This window comes from Prevotella sp. AM42-24, assembly GCF_003461825.1.
GTDB lineage: Bacteria > Bacteroidota > Bacteroidia > Bacteroidales > Bacteroidaceae > Prevotella > Prevotella hominis.
On the sequence record NZ_QTXV01000001.1, the window covers coordinates 16,151 to 33,257 of the forward strand.

A 17,107-nucleotide genomic window follows, 5' to 3' on the forward strand; every position below is an offset into this window, starting at 1 on the left:
TCTTGTTATAGTGCCATCCTTATATCTTCTTTATTTTTAGTGCCATCCTTTTTTTATACTTTATACCCTTTAAGGTTTTAACTGTTTTTTATATCTTGTATCGTAGCCCGATATTGAGATCAAAAGTTCGGGATTTTACATTTTCATGATACGAATAATATGTATATCTCAGATAATAAGATGCCCCCATTTCAAAACTCAGATGTCTCGAGAGATTGAAGAACATCTTAGCGTTTGTAACAAGCAGTGATGCATTTCCCTTATCGCCCTGAGCGTTCAGGTAGAGTGGGTCGGTATTTTCCCAGTCTTTCTGTTCATACCCTTTCCATGTGAAGATGCGGTAGTAATCTGCACCGAGTCTGATACTTCCCACTTTTCCAAATTCCATGAAACTATTCATCTTCACGCTGTATCCGCTACCCATATTGTAGTCTCTGTCTATGATGTTATAGTAGTCGGTCAGGCTTCCACCGAGAATGATGCCGTCTATGAAGATGCTCTGTTCCAGTTTGGTCAAATTTCCGATGGTAGGATAACTGCATAAGATTCCTGGTCCTACTGAAGCGGCTTCTGATATGCGGTATGGAACCTCACTGGTTCCGTCCTTTACAGGCTGGGAGTCATAATAGTTGAAGTGCTGGAAGATACCGAACAGCACCTTCAAATCATCTTTCTCGATGACATGTGCTCCCCACAGTCTTCCTAACAAGTGTACTGACGTAATGAGCGGTTGGTTGTTGCTCAATCCGAAAGTCAGATCCGTGGTGAAATAATCGAACGGTTTGTTCGTTTCTTCCTTGAAAGCATCACCATATACTAAGTTCAGATTGATATATGGATTTCCCTCACCCCTGAAAAGAGAATTGTTATCTGCCAGATAGCGGTAACCTGCAGAAATGGAAAAGTCAACGGGTAATTTCTCGTAGTCATGATATTTATAGTATTTGCCCCTTACTCTCCAGGCATCACCGCTGATGATACGGTTCAACTCTTTGATAGGACAGACTATGGCTCCAAGAAATTCTCTCAGAAATCGACTGAATCCTCTCTGGCGGTCATCATATACCAGATTGCTGATGCGGTGTGTGACCTCACCGATGCACACTCCTCCCATGGTTGTTGCCATCAGGTCATTGATAGCAGGCGGTTCTATCTCGCAGGTCGTCTCCCACATCAGACTTCCACAGAAAGAATAGGGGATGGATTGCCAGAAATTCATGCCGTTGCTTCTTGCAGCATTAAAGTACAGACCTCCATGATAGGGGTGAGCAAACAGGTTGGTAGAGAATTGGTCATTATCCCATACAAATCCGTTCTGGATGTTGTGCTTGATACTGTGGAGAGAGATTTTTGCAAAATCTTCATTCATCACAAATTGGTCAAAGCATTGTACGCCCACATTGATGGCAAAAGCTTCCAGCGCAGCTTTCCATGGATGTTTCTTCTGACGGGATGGGTCATTGGCTGCATAAACCTGCATCAGACTATCGGTTGCTGGGAGATATTGGTCTGCTTGTTTATTGCCTAAGGTCTGCGATTCTATGATGTTGGCTTTTTCTTCTTTTTTTTGATTTTCCAAAGCCCCATTTCTGACAAGTCTGAATGCAATACCGCCTTCCAGCAGCAAACGGTTGCGATAGTGCTGGGCATGGTGGTAATATCGGGTGTCTCCATAACCTACCGATGCAAAAAGCGAACTGTAGTGGCCCAATTGATAGTCTGCGTTCAGGCGTGCTTGGAGGGAGAAGAGTCTTTTTGGCTTTTCTGATGAATGTTCTTCAAAAGTCTCCACATGATAATATCCCAAATCGCCGCTCAGAGAGAATTGTGGATTCAGTTGAAAATACTGTCCGATGCGATAGAAAAGTGCTCCAGAGAACTTGCTGTCGAGTCCCATGTGATGAGTTCCGATACCTATTATATTATAGGTACTGCGATTTCTGAATCTGAGAGCCATGTTCAGTTTTGTTGAGGTTCCGATATAGCTCAGCAAGTCAATGCGGGTCTTGGGATTAACATTGACCAGACCAATTTTGTGAGCCACCGTGTCTCTGCTATAGTTGATGATGCCAATCTGGACACCTCGTGGATGGCTGATGCAAGCATTGAACAATCCTATTTGAGAACCATTGAGGGTATCAGCATAGTTATAAACTGCTGTTTGAATTCCCCTCATGGACGAGGAACAGATATTGGCTGCTCCCGCCAATTGGATGCCGCGCTTCATTCCCATGGAAACGTTAGAAATTCCAGCCAACTGGATCCCCTTGAACGTAGAAGTGGATGCATTGCTGAGCATACCTATCTGGATACCATTTCCTTTGGTAGCAAAGTTGTTTAATGCAGAAATCTGAACTCCCTGCATATCTTTTTTGATGGCATTTGTAAGGATGCTCAGATTGGCCCCTTTTAAGGAGTCGGTATTACAGAATAAAGAGATGTTGAAATGCTCAACGCCTTTCTGCGCCTGAATTCCTGCGGAATTCAAACTCAATGTCATGCATATCAGCATTCCTATCTTCGTTTTTGTCATATTGCATAGTTTATTTTAACAGCACTTTCTCATCATACTTACCATTCTGCAGTGCTGTTTGTTAATTCTTCAATTAATTATTATATGGATAGTGTATGACTTTTCCTATCCGTTGCAAAAGTACATATAATTAGCGTAATAAACCATAAAATGGGCAAAAGTTTTCGTTTTTGCTTATAAAAAATATAAACAGAAAACGTTTACGCTTCTTTTTCGTATAAAAACTTTACTAATATTTTGCAGTTTCCGAATAAAGTATTATCTTTGCATTCAAATACAGTTTGCTATCTCGACTTTGCAATGTGTAGGTATTAAAGACTGACTTGCAAGTTATGGCATACATTATGAATTAAGTAAAGAAATGAGCGATAAGATAAAACATTCTGGTATAATCAATGCTATCAGGGGAGAATGTATATCAGTACGTATTCTACAATCCTCCGCCTGTAGTGGCTGCAAGGTTGCTTCTCACTGTAATTCTTCTGAGACAAAAGAGAAGATTATTGAGGTAAACCAACCTGGCGTTCAATCGAAATACAAAATCGGTGATCATGTAGTAGTGGTGGCTGATATGTCAGTTGGCTTTCGGGCAAGTATCTATGGTTATATATTACCATTGGTCCTGATGGTTGTAACTTTGGTTCTTGTCATAGCCTGTGGGGCAGGTGAGGGCATTGCTGCACTTTCTTCTTTGGGAATCCTCTTTCCTTATTATATGGCTCTGTTTCTGTTGAAGGATAAGCTGAAGGAAAAGTTGTCGTTCACCTTGGAATAGTAAGTAAAGAGCAAGAGAATAATCATATAGTAATGAACCTGAAATAAGTAATTTCGGATAAATAACTAAAACAAATTATAATTATGAATTTTATCGTGATTGCAATCTTGGTCCTTGGTTCCATTGCGCTTGTTGCTGCATTGGTTCTTTTTGGAGTATCCAAGAAATTTGCCGTCGAAGAAGACCCGAGACTTGGACAGGTGGGAGAAATCCTGCCAGGTGCTAATTGTGGTGGTTGTGGTTTTGCCGGTTGTTCTGGTATGGCTGCTGCCCTTGTCAAGGGTGCTGATGCCGGTTCTATCGAAGGATTGATGTGTCCTGTAGGTGGAGCTGACGTGATGGGCAAAGTGGCTGACCTTTTGGGTATCGCAGTGGCTAACACTGAGGCGAAGGTGGCCGTAGTGCGTTGTAATGGATCTTGTGAGAATCGTCCTCGCATCGCCGAGTATGATGGTTTGCACACTTGTGCTGCTATGAATTCCTGTGGTGCTGGTGAGACTGGCTGCGGATTCGGTTGTCTGGGTTGTGGTGATTGTGTTGCTGCTTGCCAGTTTGGTGCGATTGCTATCAATCCAAAAACAGGCCTTCCTGAGGTTGATGAAGAAAAATGTACGGGTTGCGGCGCTTGTGCTAAGGCTTGTCCACGTCACATCATCGAACTCCGCAAGAAGGGTCCTAAGGGACGCCGTGTTTACGTTCAGTGCGTAAATCACGACAAGGGCGCTGTAGCAAAGAAAGCTTGTAGTGTTGCTTGTATCGCATGCGGTAAGTGTCAGAAAGTCTGCAAGTTCGATGCTATCACAATCGAAAACAACGTGGCTTATGTTGACTTCAACAAGTGCCGCATGTGTACAAAGTGTGTTGACGAATGCCCTACTGGTGCACTCGTGAAAGTAAATTTCCCAATTAAGAAGGCAAAGCCAGCTGCTGATGTTGCTCCTCAGGCAGATGCTCCAGTTGCAGCTCCTAAAGCAGAAGCTCCAGTTGCAGCTCCTCAGGCAGAGACTTCAGAAGTAAAGAAGGAGGACTAAATCATGAATTTGAGAACATTTAGAATTGGTGGAGTTCACCCAGAAGAGAATAAAATTACTGCCGAGATGGCTACTCAGGTAGCTCCTCTCCCTAAGCAGGCTATTTTCCCACTTGGACAGCACATTGGTGCTCCTGCAAAACCAGTTGTTGCTAAGGGTGACAAGGTGAAAGTAGGTACTCTCATCGCAGAGGCTGGTGGTTTCGTGAGTGCTCCTATTTACAGCTCTGTATCAGGAACTGTATTCAAGGTTGATACGTCTATTGATGCTACAGGTTATCGTAAGCCTTGTATTATTATTAATGTAGAAGGTGATGAATGGGAGGAGAGTATTGACCGCTCAGACAAACTTGAGACTTTGGAAGCTCACGCAGAATTGACTTCAGAGGAGATTGTCAATCGCATCAAGGTGGCTGGTGTTACTGGTATGGGTGGTGCTGGTTTCCCTACTTTCATCAAACTTTGTCCTCCTCCAGGAGCTAAGGCTGAATGTGTGATTATCAATGGTGTTGAGTGTGAACCTTATATTACAGCCGACTATCGTCTGATGATGGAGCATGCTGATGAAATTCTCGTAGGTCTTAATCTCCTGATGAAGGCTGCTAAGGTGGAGAAGGGTTACATTGGTATCGAAGATAACAAGCCTGCTGCTATCAAACTCTTTGAAGAGAAGACTGCTGGCGATTCTCGTATCGAGATAGTACCACTGGCAAAGAAGTATCCTCAAGGTGGTGAGAAACAGTTGGTGGATGCAGTTATCCGTCGTCAGGTTCCTGCTCCTCCTGCAATCCCTGTCAATGTTGGAGCAATAGTTCAGAATGTAGGTACTGCCTTTGCTGTTTATCAGGCAGTTATGAAGAATAAACCTCTCTTCGAACGCTATACCACCGTTACTGGTAAGCAGGTGAAGAATCCAGGAAACTTCCTCGTACGTATGGGAACTCCATTCTCTCAGATGATTGAAAACTGTGGCGGTTTGCCAGAGGGTGATAATAAGGTGTTGGCTGGTGGTCCGATGATGGGTAAGGCCGTGATTAGCCTCGATGTACCTGTAACCAAGGGTACCAACTCAATCACCATATTGACCGATACTGATGCTCATCGCAAGAAGGCTCAGCCATGTATCCGTTGTGCCAAGTGTGTGGATGCTTGTCCTATGGGATTGGAGCCATACTTACTTGCTACATTGAGCGTAGTGAAGGATTATGAGCGCCTGGAGGCAGAGGAGGTAACTTCTTGTATCGCTTGCGGTTCTTGCCAGTTTACTTGTCCTTCTCATCGTCCTATCCTTGATAATATCATCAATGGTAAGGCTGCTGTGATGGGTATCATCAGAGCTCGTAGCGCTAAGAAGTAATCATTCACGTCAAGAAGAAATTTCATTCGCATCAAGAAGGAATTTCATTGAGAAAAGAATCTAAAGAAAATTCATTTACGAAAGAATTTAAAAGATAAAATGGGAAAATTAATCGTTTCATTATCGCCACATGCCCATGGAAATGAGAGCGTGGAGAAGAATATGTACGGTGTGATCATCGCTCTCGTGCCTGCTATTCTCGCCTCTATCTATTTCTTTGGTTTGGGTTCAGCAGTTGTACTGCTTACCTCAGTGGCAGCCTGCGTTTTCTTTGAGTGGGCAATTACAAAATATATCCTAAAGGAGGAGACCAGTTTGCTTGATGGCTCTGCTATTATCACCGGTCTTCTGCTCGGCATGAACTTGCCAAGTAACCTTCCTCTTTGGATCATTATTATCGGTGCCTTGTTTGCCATCGGTGTAGGTAAGATGACTTTCGGCGGTTTGGGTAACAATCCTTTCAATCCTGCGTTGGTAGGTCGTTGCTTCCTGCTCGTCAGTTTCCCTGCCCAGATGACTTCATGGCCAATAGCTGGACAGATGCTCAGCTATACTGATGCTACAACAGGTGCAACACCATTGGCGATCATGAAGACTGCCATCAAGACTGGTGATGCTTCTCTTCTGAATCAGTTGCCTGATTCTTTGAGTTTGCTTTTCGGAGCAACTGGCGATACGTTTGGAGCTGGTACTACTGGTGAAGTTTGTGCTGTCGCTCTCTTGCTTGGTTTGGCTTACATGCTTTGGAAGAAGGTTATCACCTGGCATATTCCTGTCAGCATCATCGCTACCGTATTTGTATTTAGCGGTCTGATGCACTTGGCTAACCCTGTTTATGCCAATCCATTTGCAGTCATTTTAAGTGGAGGTTTAATGCTCGGTGCCATCTTTATGGCAACTGATTATGTTACCTCTCCAATGACTCACAAGGGTATGCTCATTTATGGAGTTTGTATCGGTCTTCTGACCATCATTATCCGCAACTGGGGTAGCTATCCAGAAGGTATGTCGTTCGCCATTCTGATCATGAATGCGTTCACACCTCTTATTAACACATATGTTAAACCAAAGCGCTTCGGTGAGAAGCCTGCTAAGAAATAAGGAGGACTGAGACATGCAGAAATTAGAATCATCATTAAAGAACATGGTGCTTGTTCTGGTGGGCGTAGCGCTCATCGTAGGTGCCGTTCTTGCTTATATCAATCATCTTACTTCTGGTCCTATTGCTGAAAAGGCAGAACAGAGTCTTGCTGCTGGTATCAAGAATGTGATGGGTACTGATCAACTTCAGGTAGCAGAACCGCAAGAGGTGAAGCAGGAGTTTGGAGGTAAGGAGTTTACTTTTGTACTTCATAATTGTTCAGACAAGAGTGGCAAGCAGTTGGGTGCTGCCGTAGAGAGTACAACCGGTGGTTTCGGTGGCGATGTGAAGGTACTTGTTGGTTTCGATACCGAAGGTAAGATCTTGGGTTATACCATTCTTCAGGCTTCTGAGACTCCCGGTTTGGGAGCTAAAGCTGCCACATGGTTCCAGAAGGACGGAAAGGGTAGTGTCATTGGTATGACTCCAAAGGATGGTGACCTCCACGTAAGTAAGGATGATAAGAGTGGCAATGCTGTAGATGCGATTACAGCTTCTACCATCACCAGCCGTGCTTTTCTTAAAGCCATCAATCAGGCTTACAAGGTTTATTCTGGTAAGCAGGTAGATGGCGAGAGTGGTGCATCCAAGCATGCAGAAGGTGAGGGTGATGGAGCAAAAGTTGAACAAAATGAAAAGAAAGGATAAGCCGATATGAGTAATGTTAAGATTTTGATGAACGGACTCATCAAGGAGAATCCAACCTTCGTGTTGCTTCTCGGTATGTGTCCTACCTTGGCTACAACAACCAGCGCCATCAATGGTCTCTCTATGGGATTGGCTACTATGGCAGTGCTGATTTGTACCAACTTTGTAATTTCTTGTATCAAGAAGATTACTCCGGATATGGTTCGCATCCCTGTGTTTATCGTAGTGATTGCAGCTTTTGTTACAATCCTTCAGATGGTAATGAGTGCTTATGCTCCAGATAGCATCAACCAGGCTTTGGGTATCTATATTCCGCTGATTGTCGTGAACTGTATCATCTTGGGCCGTGCAGAGAGTTTTGCAGCAAAGAACTCGCCTCTGTCCAGTTTGGTAGATGGAGTAGGTTGCGGTTTGGGATTCACCCTTGCCTTGACGCTTCTTGGTTGTGCCCGTGAGATTTTAGGAGCAGGCAGTATCTTTGGCATCGCCTTGTTGCCTGAGACTACTAACATTCTGGTATTCATCTTGCCTCCTGGTGCATTCCTCACATTGGGATATATTATAGCAATATTTAATAAGGTTAAGAAATAGAAATTATGGAATATTTATTGATATTTATCTCTGCGATATTCGTTAACAATATCGTCTTATCGCAGTTCCTCGGTATCTGTCCTTTTTTGGGCGTATCGAAGAAGATTGATACAGCCATCGGTATGGGTGGAGCCATCGCCTTTGTCTTGACCTTGGCAACCATCATTACTTGGTGTGTTCAGAAATATGTACTCGATCCATTCGGATTGCAATATCTCCAGACTCTGGCATTTATCCTTGTGATTGCAGCCTTGGTACAGATGGTTGAGATCATCCTCAAGAAAGTTTCCCCTGCACTTTATCAGGCTCTTGGAATCTTCCTTCCATTGATTACTACCAACTGTGCAGTGCTTGGTGTAGCCATCTTGGTTATCCAGAAAGATTTCAATCTTTTGGAGAGTGTTGTTTATGCATTCTCTACAGCTTTGGGTTTTGCACTGGCTCTGATTGTTTTTGCTGGTATCCGTGAGCAGCAGGCTTTGGTTCGTATTCCTAAGGGTATGCAGGGAATGGCTATTGTGCTTATTACCGCATCATTACTCAGTTTGGCCTTTATGGGATTCTCTGGTGTAGATGGTGGTCTGAAGGCTTTATTTGGTTTGGAGTAGTATTCTGAATGATTTCCAATAAGAATAGCTTTTTAGATGTCCATACAAAGCTATGGGCATAGTTTTCGAATATTAGGAGTATTTAGATTTTTGATTTAAATACGATTGTTATAATTGGTATAGTTTGAAGGAGAATATTTGGATATTTCAAATGTTCTCCTTTTTAATTATTGATGAGAAAGAGATTTTAATAGGTTATATTGTGGGATTAGTTTTGCTTCTTAGAATTTTATTTCCAGACAGAAGGATAAATATCGGTAGGGGTTTATTTATTACTTGTTGTTATACAAACTGTTTCCTATTAATCATAATGTTGCTTACAACTTAATAGTAGGATGTTGTAGGAGAGAGAGCAGTTCCTGTTTTATCTTTGTTTTATTTATCGAATTTTTTTGTATTTCTTCCTTCATATTTCTGTTTTTCTTTAATCTATAATTTGTTGTTTTCTTATTGAATTTTCTTACTTATTTTCTTTGATGTTTCTCTGAAATTGTGTATTTTTGCATTGATTTTATGAACAATCAACATTAATTTGAAGAATATGATGAATATTGTAATTTTAGATGGTTATGCTTCTAATCCCGGCGACTTGAATTGGGATCTTTTGGAGCAATTGGGAAACGTTACTGTTTATCCCCGTACAACAGATGAAGAAAAAATCGAACGTGCTAAAGATGCTGATATTATATTAATTAATAAGGTGCAGATTGATTCTGAAACTTTAGATCAGCTTCCAAAACTGAAATATATTGGTATTCAGGCCACTGGCTATAATGTGGTTGATATTGAGGCTGCCAAACGTCATGGTGTAGTCGTAACCAATATTCCGGCATATAGTACTGATAGTGTTGCACAAATGACATTTGCGCTTATTTTGGCAATAACAAACAGAGTTGAACATTACACGCTCGAAAATCGCAATGAGCGCTGGGCTTACAATAAGGATTTCTGTTATTGGGATACACCGCTTATGGAATTGTCCGGTAAATGCCTGGGAATTATGGGACTTGGCAATATCGGTATGAAAGTTGCTACTATAGCTCGTGATTTCGGTATGGACGTTTATGCCTGCACCAGTAAGAATGCCTGTGATTTGCCTGATTGGATAACCAAAGTAAGCAAGGATGGACTTTTAGCTGTATCTGATATCTTGTCACTACATTGTCCGTTGACTGCTGATACTTACCATTTCGTCGATACAGACAGTCTGAAAAAGATGAAACCTTCCTGTATTCTGATTAATACGGGACGCGGTCCGCTGGTTGATGAAGAAGCTGTGGCTTCTGCTTTGCATTATGGTAAGCTTGGAGCCTATGGCGCAGATGTGATGACACAGGAACCGCCAGCTAAGGACAATCCACTCTTCAACGAGCCGAATGCCTTTATTACTCCTCATATCGCCTGGGCCACTTTAGAAGCAAGAACTCGATTGAATAAGCAAGTTGCTGCAAATGTTAAAGCTTTTATTGAGGGGCATCCTATCAATGTGGTGAACCCATAATTTGTGAAGGTTTACCTATTATAATATGGATAAGAAATCATCCTGATTTATAAATTATGATAAATAGACGAAATCGTTATTGTCTAAATAAAACAGTAATCATGACTAAAATGCCAGAATCTTATGGATATTTCAAAATTCTATCTGGACAACTGTGATGATGATAGTTTTAGGTTAATTTGAAAAAAAAGACTTCAATGAAGACAAAATAATGCCTCCTTTGAAGTCTTTTATTTATTCTTTCATCCTACGATTATATGATGATTTTATAATCGTAGGATTTATAGATTTTAATTAGTTCTGGCTATCAGCCTCAGCCTGCTTGGTCTTAGGATCATTAGGACCATAGAGACCATAATAAGCCTGGTAGCGGTTGTAACCCCAGTTGTACTGCTTCTTTTCTGGATCGAGTTCCTTAGCCTTGTCGAGGTACTTGATAGCCTCCTGGTAAACTACCTTGCGTCCGTTAGGATCCTGAAGATTAGAAGCCTTAACGTTCAAACAAGCACCGAGATAAACCATGACTGCACCATTCTCTGGCTTAATCTCCAAAGCCTTCTTCAGATTCTTGATAGCATTGTCTGCATCATTCTTAGCAATGTAATACATACCCTTGTCAGCGAGAGCTACGAAGTTGTTAGGATCTGCTGCAAGTGCATTGTCGAGCAATTCCAACTGCTCCTTGTCCATTCTCATAGAAGCGAACATGCTGTTGAGGTTGTCGAGAAGAATCTCATTCTTGGCATCGTTAGCATAAAGATCCTTCAAATTGTTGATGTACTTCAAAGAGTCCTCATGAGTTTTCAAGTCACCCTTCAAAACTTCGAGCTTGATGTTGAGTGCTTGCTTCTTGTACTCGTCAGAGTTCATGGCTACATCACAATATTTCAAAGCCTGTGCCATATCCTTGTTCTCCTTAGAAAGCCATGCACCCAAGAAAGCTACCTGCTCCTTGTAAGGTTCTGCCTTCTTTTCAGCAGGAATCTTATTGAACAAAGGTGAAGACTCAGAATTGAACCATGCGTTCCAGTATTTCAAAGCCAAAGTTGTATTGTTCTTGGTGCGGGCATCATCACCTGCACTTACGAGCTGGATACGAGCATTCCATACGCGCTCTGCATTGTTTCCATACTTAGGCGCAATTTTCCCCTTTGCATTAGGAAGCTGATCGTATTTGTAGCATTCCTGAGCTGCAACAAGCGCATTGTAAGCACCCTCGTTCATAGCCTCCATGTCAACTGGATCGTTCTTCTTTGTAATCTGGTTCATCTGGATGATAGACTGCTGGTCGTTGAACTGCTTCATAGAGAGTTCTACGAGGTAGTTGTAGGCCTTAGCTTTTTCAGCATCATTAGCCATTGAACCGAGGTTTTGCTCTACCAAAGCCTTTGCATCTGCATAAGTCTTGGCTTTGAGTACTGCCTTGAGTGCATCGCTGTCTCCAGCGAAAGCTGATGTGGCACCTAGTACCATCATAGCTGCAATCATTAACTTTTTCATTTTTCTTAATGAGTTTAAAAGTTGTTATTATTTATTCTTTACACGTCTTTTCGTTTATTCGAAATCTACGTTCCCTGTGTCAGTATTGTCCTCAGACTCTGTAGCTTCGTTATCGAGATGAGCTTCAGCCTCGGCAGCCTCTTCGGCAGTCTTTGCACCTACATTGTCATTCTCGATTTCCTCGCTCTTCTTAGCCCAGGCAGAACGACTCTCCTCCTCTACTGATGCTTCGAGTTCAGAACTCATCACCTTGCATACGCTGGCGATGACATCGTTCTTCTTGGTCAGATTGATGAGGCGGACACCTTGAGTTGCACGTCCCATTACACGGCAGTCTGCCACTGCAAGTCGGATTACTATACCGCTCTGGTTGATAATCATCAGATCGTTGTCGTCTGTTACGTTCTTGATAGCTACCAGTCTGCCTGTCTTTTCCGTGATATTGAGCGTCTTCACACCCTTACCGCCACGGTTGGTTACGCGATAGTCGATAACATCAGAACGTTTGCCGTAGCCCTGCTCACTCACAACCATCACGGTCTCATGCTCTGGGTCGTTGACTACAATCATTCCGATCAAAGCATCGTCACCCTCATCGAGGCGCATACCGCGAACACCTGTAGAAGTACGTCCCATGGTACGAATCTGGTTTTCATCAAAACGAACTGCACGTCCATTACGGTTGGCAAGAATCAGCTCGTTATGACCATTGGTCAGACGAACATCTACAACCTCGTCTCCCTCTACGATATTGATAGCGATCACACCGTTGGCACGAGGGCGAGAGTATGCTTCCAGACAAGTCTTCTTGACTGTACCATTCTTGGTAGCAAATACCACATAATGGTTGTTGATGAATTCTGTATCATTCAAACCTCTCAAGCGGAGGAATGCGTTCACCTGGTCATCGCTCTCAATATTGAGCAGGTTCTGGATGGCGCGTCCCTTTGAATTACGGTCTCCCTCAGGAATCTCATAACACTTGAGCCAGTAGCAGCGTCCCTTCTTCGTGAAGAACAACATGGTCTGGTGCATGGTAGCAGGATAGATGAACTCCGTGAAGTCCTTATCACGTGTGCGGGCACCTTTGGCACCTACTCCACCTCTTGCCTGCTCACGGAACTCAGATAATGGTGTGCGCTTGATGTAACCGAGATGACTGACAGTGATTACCACTGGGTCGTTTGGATAGAAATCTTCTGGGTTGAACTCGTGGTCGTCAGGTTTGATCATGGTGCGGCGTGCATCGCCATACTTATCCTTTACTTCGTTGAGTTCGTCCTTCATTACCTTCTTGCAAAGCTCTGGATCGTTCAAGATCTGATTCAAATAATCGATGGTCTTCATCAATTCGTCGAATTCATTATGCAACTGCTCCAGACGGAGTCCTGTCAGCTGAGACAGGCGCATATCAACAATAGCCTTACTCTGAATCTCGTCCAGTTCGAAGCGCTTCTCCAGATTGCGTTGTGCGTCAGAAGGAGTCTTGCTTGCTCGGATGATATGAACTACTTCGTCGATATTGTCGCATGCGATGATAAGGCCTTCCAGGATGTGAGCACGCTCCTGTGCTTTCTTCAGTTCGTACTGTGTGCGGCGGATAGTCACGTCATGACGATGCTCCACAAAGTACTTGACACATTCCTTGAGCGTAAGCAGACGAGGACGTCCCTTGACGAGGGCAATACAGTTGACAGAGAATGAACTCTGGAGGGCTGTCAGTTTGAACAACTTGTTCAAGAGAACGTTGGCATTGGCTTCGCGCTTTACATCTACAACGATACGCATACCCTGGCGTCCAGATTCATCGTTTACATTTGCAATGCCATCTACCCTACCTTCCTTGGCAAGATCGGCAATAGCCATAACAAGCTGCTCCTTGTTTACACCATATGGAATCTCTGTGATAACGATTTTGTCGTGAGCATCTCCACTTTCGATTTCAGCTGTAGCTCTCACAACAATTCGTCCACGTCCGGTTTCGTATGCATCCTTCACTCCCTGGATACCATAGATAGTAGCACCTGTAGGGAAATCTGGAGCAGGAATGTATTTCATGAGTCCTTCTGTGTCAATGTCAGGATTGTCTATGTAGGCACAGCATCCATCTATCACCTCGCTCAGGTTATGGGTTGGTATGTTTGTTGCCATACCTACAGCAATACCATTACCACCATTAACCAGAAGGTTCGGTATCTTTGTTGGCATCACTGATGGCTCCTGAAGAGTATCATCGAAGTTGTTCATCATATCTACGGTTTCCTTGTCGAGGTCATCCATGATGTGCTCACCCATTTTAGAGAGGCGGCACTCTGTATAACGCATGGCAGCAGGTGAGTCACCGTCAACAGAACCGAAATTACCCTGTCCGTCTATTAAGGTGTATCGCATATTCCATTCCTGTCCCATACGAACAAGGGCACCATATACAGAAAAGTCTCCGTGTGGGTGATACTTACCGAGTACCTCACCTACTACACGTGCACATTTCTTATATGGTTTGTCACTGGTGTTTCCAATCCCCAACATACCGTAGAGAATACGACGATGTACAGGTTTGAAACCATCGCGTACATCAGGAAGCGCACGAGCCACAATCACCGACATAGAATAGTCGATATAGGATGACTTCATTTCTTCCTCGATGTTAATCTTCATGATTCTGTCATGATCAAGAGTCTGATTTTCGTCCATTTTTTATATTGATTATTTGAATGATTATCTTAAATTTCTATTTTGAGTTCTTTGAACTTCATTATTTAATTCTAATTCCGACCCATCTGTTTTTGATGGAAAATTGCCGAGAAGGGCATTTTTTTGCGTTCTAAGCGTTTTTGTCCCTCCAAACTAACGACAAAGATACAAACTTTTTTTCTAAGAGAAGACTTTGTTGTGCAAAAACAACAAGAATTTAGCGTTTTTTGTGTTTTAGGCTACTTTCTTCTGCAAATATTCTTCCTATTGTTCATTAGCCGCATAGTTTTGCCCTCTTCTCTTTAGACATGTTTATTGAATTCATACAATCGTCAAGATGCCTTATCATAGTGTATGATAATTGTGAATTAAAAGAGAAAAACTTTTTCCTCTCTTTTTGGCATAAATTTTGTGAAGTATAATAACAAGGTAAATTTTTAAAAAGGAACATATATACAGAATCATTGAAACATAAAATAAATATGGAAATTCAAAAAAGCATAAAACGCATTACTATCCTTGATGGGTTTTCTTTTCCAAGTGATGACGAAGATGACTTCTTTCTGAATGGTAATGAACCTGACAAGGATTCATCTGCGTCTTCCAAGACTGCAAGCAATACGGTTACGGGACAAATGCACAATAATAAGACTCCATTCTTAGATAAATATAGTACAGATTTAACCAAAGCTGCTAAAGATGGGAAATTGGATCCTGTAGTGGGAAGAGAGCACGAAATCCAAAGGGTTTTGGAAATCATCGGGCGTAGAAAGAAAAATAATCCCATACTCATCGGTGAGCCAGGTGTGGGTAAAAGTGCTATAGTAGAAGGACTGGCGCAACTTATTGTAAAACAGCAGACTTCGCCAGCTTTGTTCAACAAAAGGATTGTGTCTGTAGATCTTACTGCGATGGTGGCTGGTTCCAAGTATCGAGGACAGTTTGAGGAACGTATCAAAGGGCTTATTACGGAATTGGAGAACAATCCGGATATCATCATTTTTATAGATGAAATACATACTCTTATAGGAGCTGGTGGCGGTAGCGGAACTATGGATGCGGCCAATATTCTGAAGCCAGCTTTGGCTCGTGGTACAGTTCAGTGCATAGGTGCTACGACCTTTAAGGAATATGCAAACAGTATCGAAAAAGACGGAGCCTTGGAGCGAAGATTTCAGAAGGTCATCGTAGAGCCTACTACAACAGAACAGACTCTGGCAATTCTTAGAAATATCAAGGATCGTTATGAGGAGCATCATGGTGTGACATTCAGTGATGAGGCTCTTGAGGCATGTGTCAAACTGACAGAACGCTATGTCACAGACCGCTTTTTCCCAGACAAGGCGATAGATGTCATGGATGAAGTTGGTTCCAAATTGAGATTGGCAAATATAAAAGTGCCTGACTATATTCTGGATCTTCAGAATGAAATCGAAGAAGTGGCAGCTAAGAAATTGGAGGCTGTTGGCAATCAGAATTTCGAACTGGCAGCCAGTTATCGTGATAAGGGCTTGTCTTTGGAAAAAAAGTTGGATTTGATGCACAAAAAATGGCAAAGTGGAGATTGTACAGAACGTATTCCGGTGACAGAATCTGATGTGGCTGATGTCGTCAGTAAAATGTCGGGTGTTCCTGTTCAGCGAATGGCTGAGGAAGAAGGTGTCCGTCTGAAAAATATGTCTGTCGTCTTGAAGAAAAGTGTCATTGCTCAGGATGATGCCATCGAGAAAATGGTAAAGGCTATCCAGCGTAATCGCATAGGATTGAGAGATCCTAACCACCCTATCGGTGCTTTCATGTTCTTAGGTCCTACTGGCGTGGGTAAAACTTATCTTGCCAAGAAACTTGCAGAGGAACTGTTCGGTTCTAAGGATGCACTCATTCGTGTGGATATGAGTGAGTATTCAGAAAGTTTCAATACTTCCCGACTTTTGGGTGCGCCTCCGGGATATGTGGGTTATGATGAGGGTGGACAGCTTACTGAGAGAGTTCGCCGCAAACCTTATTCTATAGTACTGCTTGATGAGATAGAAAAAGCCCACGACAAGGTGTATAATATGCTTTTGCAGGTGCTTGATGAAGGTCGTTTGACTGACGGTAATGGACGCCTGATAGATTTTCGCAATACGGTTATCATAATGACATCCAATGCAGGTACGCGTCAACTGAAGGAATTCGGATCAGGCATCGGCTTTAATGCTGGCGGACTTACGAAGTCTGTAATGGATGAGAAGGATAAGGAATATGCTCGAAGTATCATTCAGAAAAGTTTGAGTAAGCAGTTCTCTCCAGAATTCCTGAATCGTCTGGATGAGATTATCACTTTCAATCAGTTGGATATTGATGCGATTAAGCGTATTATTGATATTGAACTGCGAGGTCTCTTCGGAAGAGTTCACGATATGGGATATGAAATTCAGATTACTGATAAAGCGAAGGAACTTGTAGCCACTAAGGGCTATGATGTGCAGTTTGGCGCTCGTCCTCTGAAGCGTGCTATTCAGACCTATATAGAAGATGGCGTCTGTGAACTTCTGTTGGGCGGCAAACTTAAAAAGGGTGATACAATCAGTATCGGTAAGAATCCGAACAGGGAGGAACTTACTTTCAAGGTTGCAGTAGTAGAGTAGTTCTTCCTCGGGTGGCAAATTCTCATGAGAAGAGCAAAATCTGAGGTGTCCAGGATGATTGCCGTGTTAATATAAGTTAAGGGTAATGAATTATTTCAT

Annotated in this window: 12 protein-coding genes; 9 read left to right on the top strand and 3 right to left on the bottom strand. The window is 42.6% G+C overall.

Annotation, left to right across the window (positions count from 1 at the left end; translation table 11 throughout):
• Positions 1-88: 88 nt before the first annotated feature.
• On the bottom strand, positions 89-2,533 hold the full coding sequence (locus DW917_RS00080) for a DUF3943 domain-containing protein (RefSeq protein ID WP_118115325.1): 2,445 nt from the start codon (positions 2,531-2,533) through the stop codon (positions 89-91).
• Positions 2,534-2,894: 361 nt separating this feature from the next.
• Here DW917_RS00080 and DW917_RS00085 point away from each other — a divergent pair, with 361 nt between their 5' ends.
• From DW917_RS00085 to DW917_RS00120, 8 genes are all read left to right on the top strand, one after another.
• Positions 2,895-3,308, top strand: a complete 414-nt coding sequence (locus DW917_RS00085) for a SoxR reducing system RseC family protein (RefSeq protein WP_022111526.1) — start codon at positions 2,895-2,897, stop codon at positions 3,306-3,308.
• Positions 3,309-3,391: 83 nt separating this feature from the next.
• Positions 3,392-4,339 carry a Fe-S cluster domain-containing protein gene (locus DW917_RS00090; protein ID WP_118115327.1) on the top strand — a complete coding sequence of 316 codons (948 nt, stop codon included), beginning with the start codon at positions 3,392-3,394 and terminating at the stop codon, positions 4,337-4,339.
• A 3-nt stretch (positions 4,340-4,342) separates the two neighbouring features.
• Positions 4,343-5,695, top strand: a complete 1,353-nt coding sequence (rsxC, locus tag DW917_RS00095; protein WP_118115329.1) for an electron transport complex subunit RsxC — start codon at positions 4,343-4,345, stop codon at positions 5,693-5,695.
• Between the two features lie 99 nt (positions 5,696-5,794).
• Entirely contained in the window at positions 5,795-6,796 is a 1,002-nt protein-coding gene (locus DW917_RS00100; protein ID WP_118115331.1) for an RnfABCDGE type electron transport complex subunit D, read from the top strand.
• Positions 6,797-6,809: 13 nt separating this feature from the next.
• Complete coding sequence (locus DW917_RS00105) at positions 6,810-7,484, top strand: RnfABCDGE type electron transport complex subunit G (RefSeq protein ID WP_118115333.1); 675 nt, start codon at positions 6,810-6,812, stop codon at positions 7,482-7,484.
• Positions 7,485-7,490: 6 nt separating this feature from the next.
• Positions 7,491-8,075: an electron transport complex subunit RsxE gene (rsxE, locus tag DW917_RS00110; protein WP_022111521.1), complete on the top strand. Its 585-nt coding sequence runs from the start codon at positions 7,491-7,493 to the stop codon at positions 8,073-8,075.
• A 5-nt stretch (positions 8,076-8,080) separates the two neighbouring features.
• The gene (gene rsxA, locus DW917_RS00115; protein WP_022111520.1) at positions 8,081-8,683 is read left to right on the top strand and encodes an electron transport complex subunit RsxA; all 603 of its coding nucleotides are present in this window, start codon (positions 8,081-8,083) and stop codon (positions 8,681-8,683) included.
• Positions 8,684-9,227: 544 nt separating this feature from the next.
• Complete coding sequence (locus tag DW917_RS00120) at positions 9,228-10,184, top strand: D-2-hydroxyacid dehydrogenase (RefSeq protein ID WP_118115589.1); 957 nt, start codon at positions 9,228-9,230, stop codon at positions 10,182-10,184.
• 294 nt (positions 10,185-10,478) lie between these two features.
• On the opposite strand, the gene DW917_RS00125 is transcribed toward DW917_RS00120, so the two are convergent.
• Both DW917_RS00125 and gyrA read right to left on the bottom strand, forming a co-directional pair.
• Positions 10,479-11,684, bottom strand: a complete 1,206-nt coding sequence (locus tag DW917_RS00125; protein WP_118115335.1) for a hypothetical protein — start codon at positions 11,682-11,684, stop codon at positions 10,479-10,481.
• 54 nt (positions 11,685-11,738) lie between these two features.
• Positions 11,739-14,378, bottom strand: coding sequence for a DNA gyrase subunit A (gene gyrA, locus DW917_RS00130; RefSeq protein ID WP_118115337.1), 2,640 nt, complete (start codon positions 14,376-14,378; stop codon positions 11,739-11,741).
• A gap of 482 nt (positions 14,379-14,860) precedes the next feature.
• Between gyrA and DW917_RS00135 the strand changes: the two genes are divergently transcribed.
• Positions 14,861-17,008, top strand: coding sequence for an ATP-dependent Clp protease ATP-binding subunit (locus DW917_RS00135; protein ID WP_118115339.1), 2,148 nt, complete (start codon positions 14,861-14,863; stop codon positions 17,006-17,008).
• The last annotated feature ends 99 nt before the right edge of the window (positions 17,009-17,107 follow it).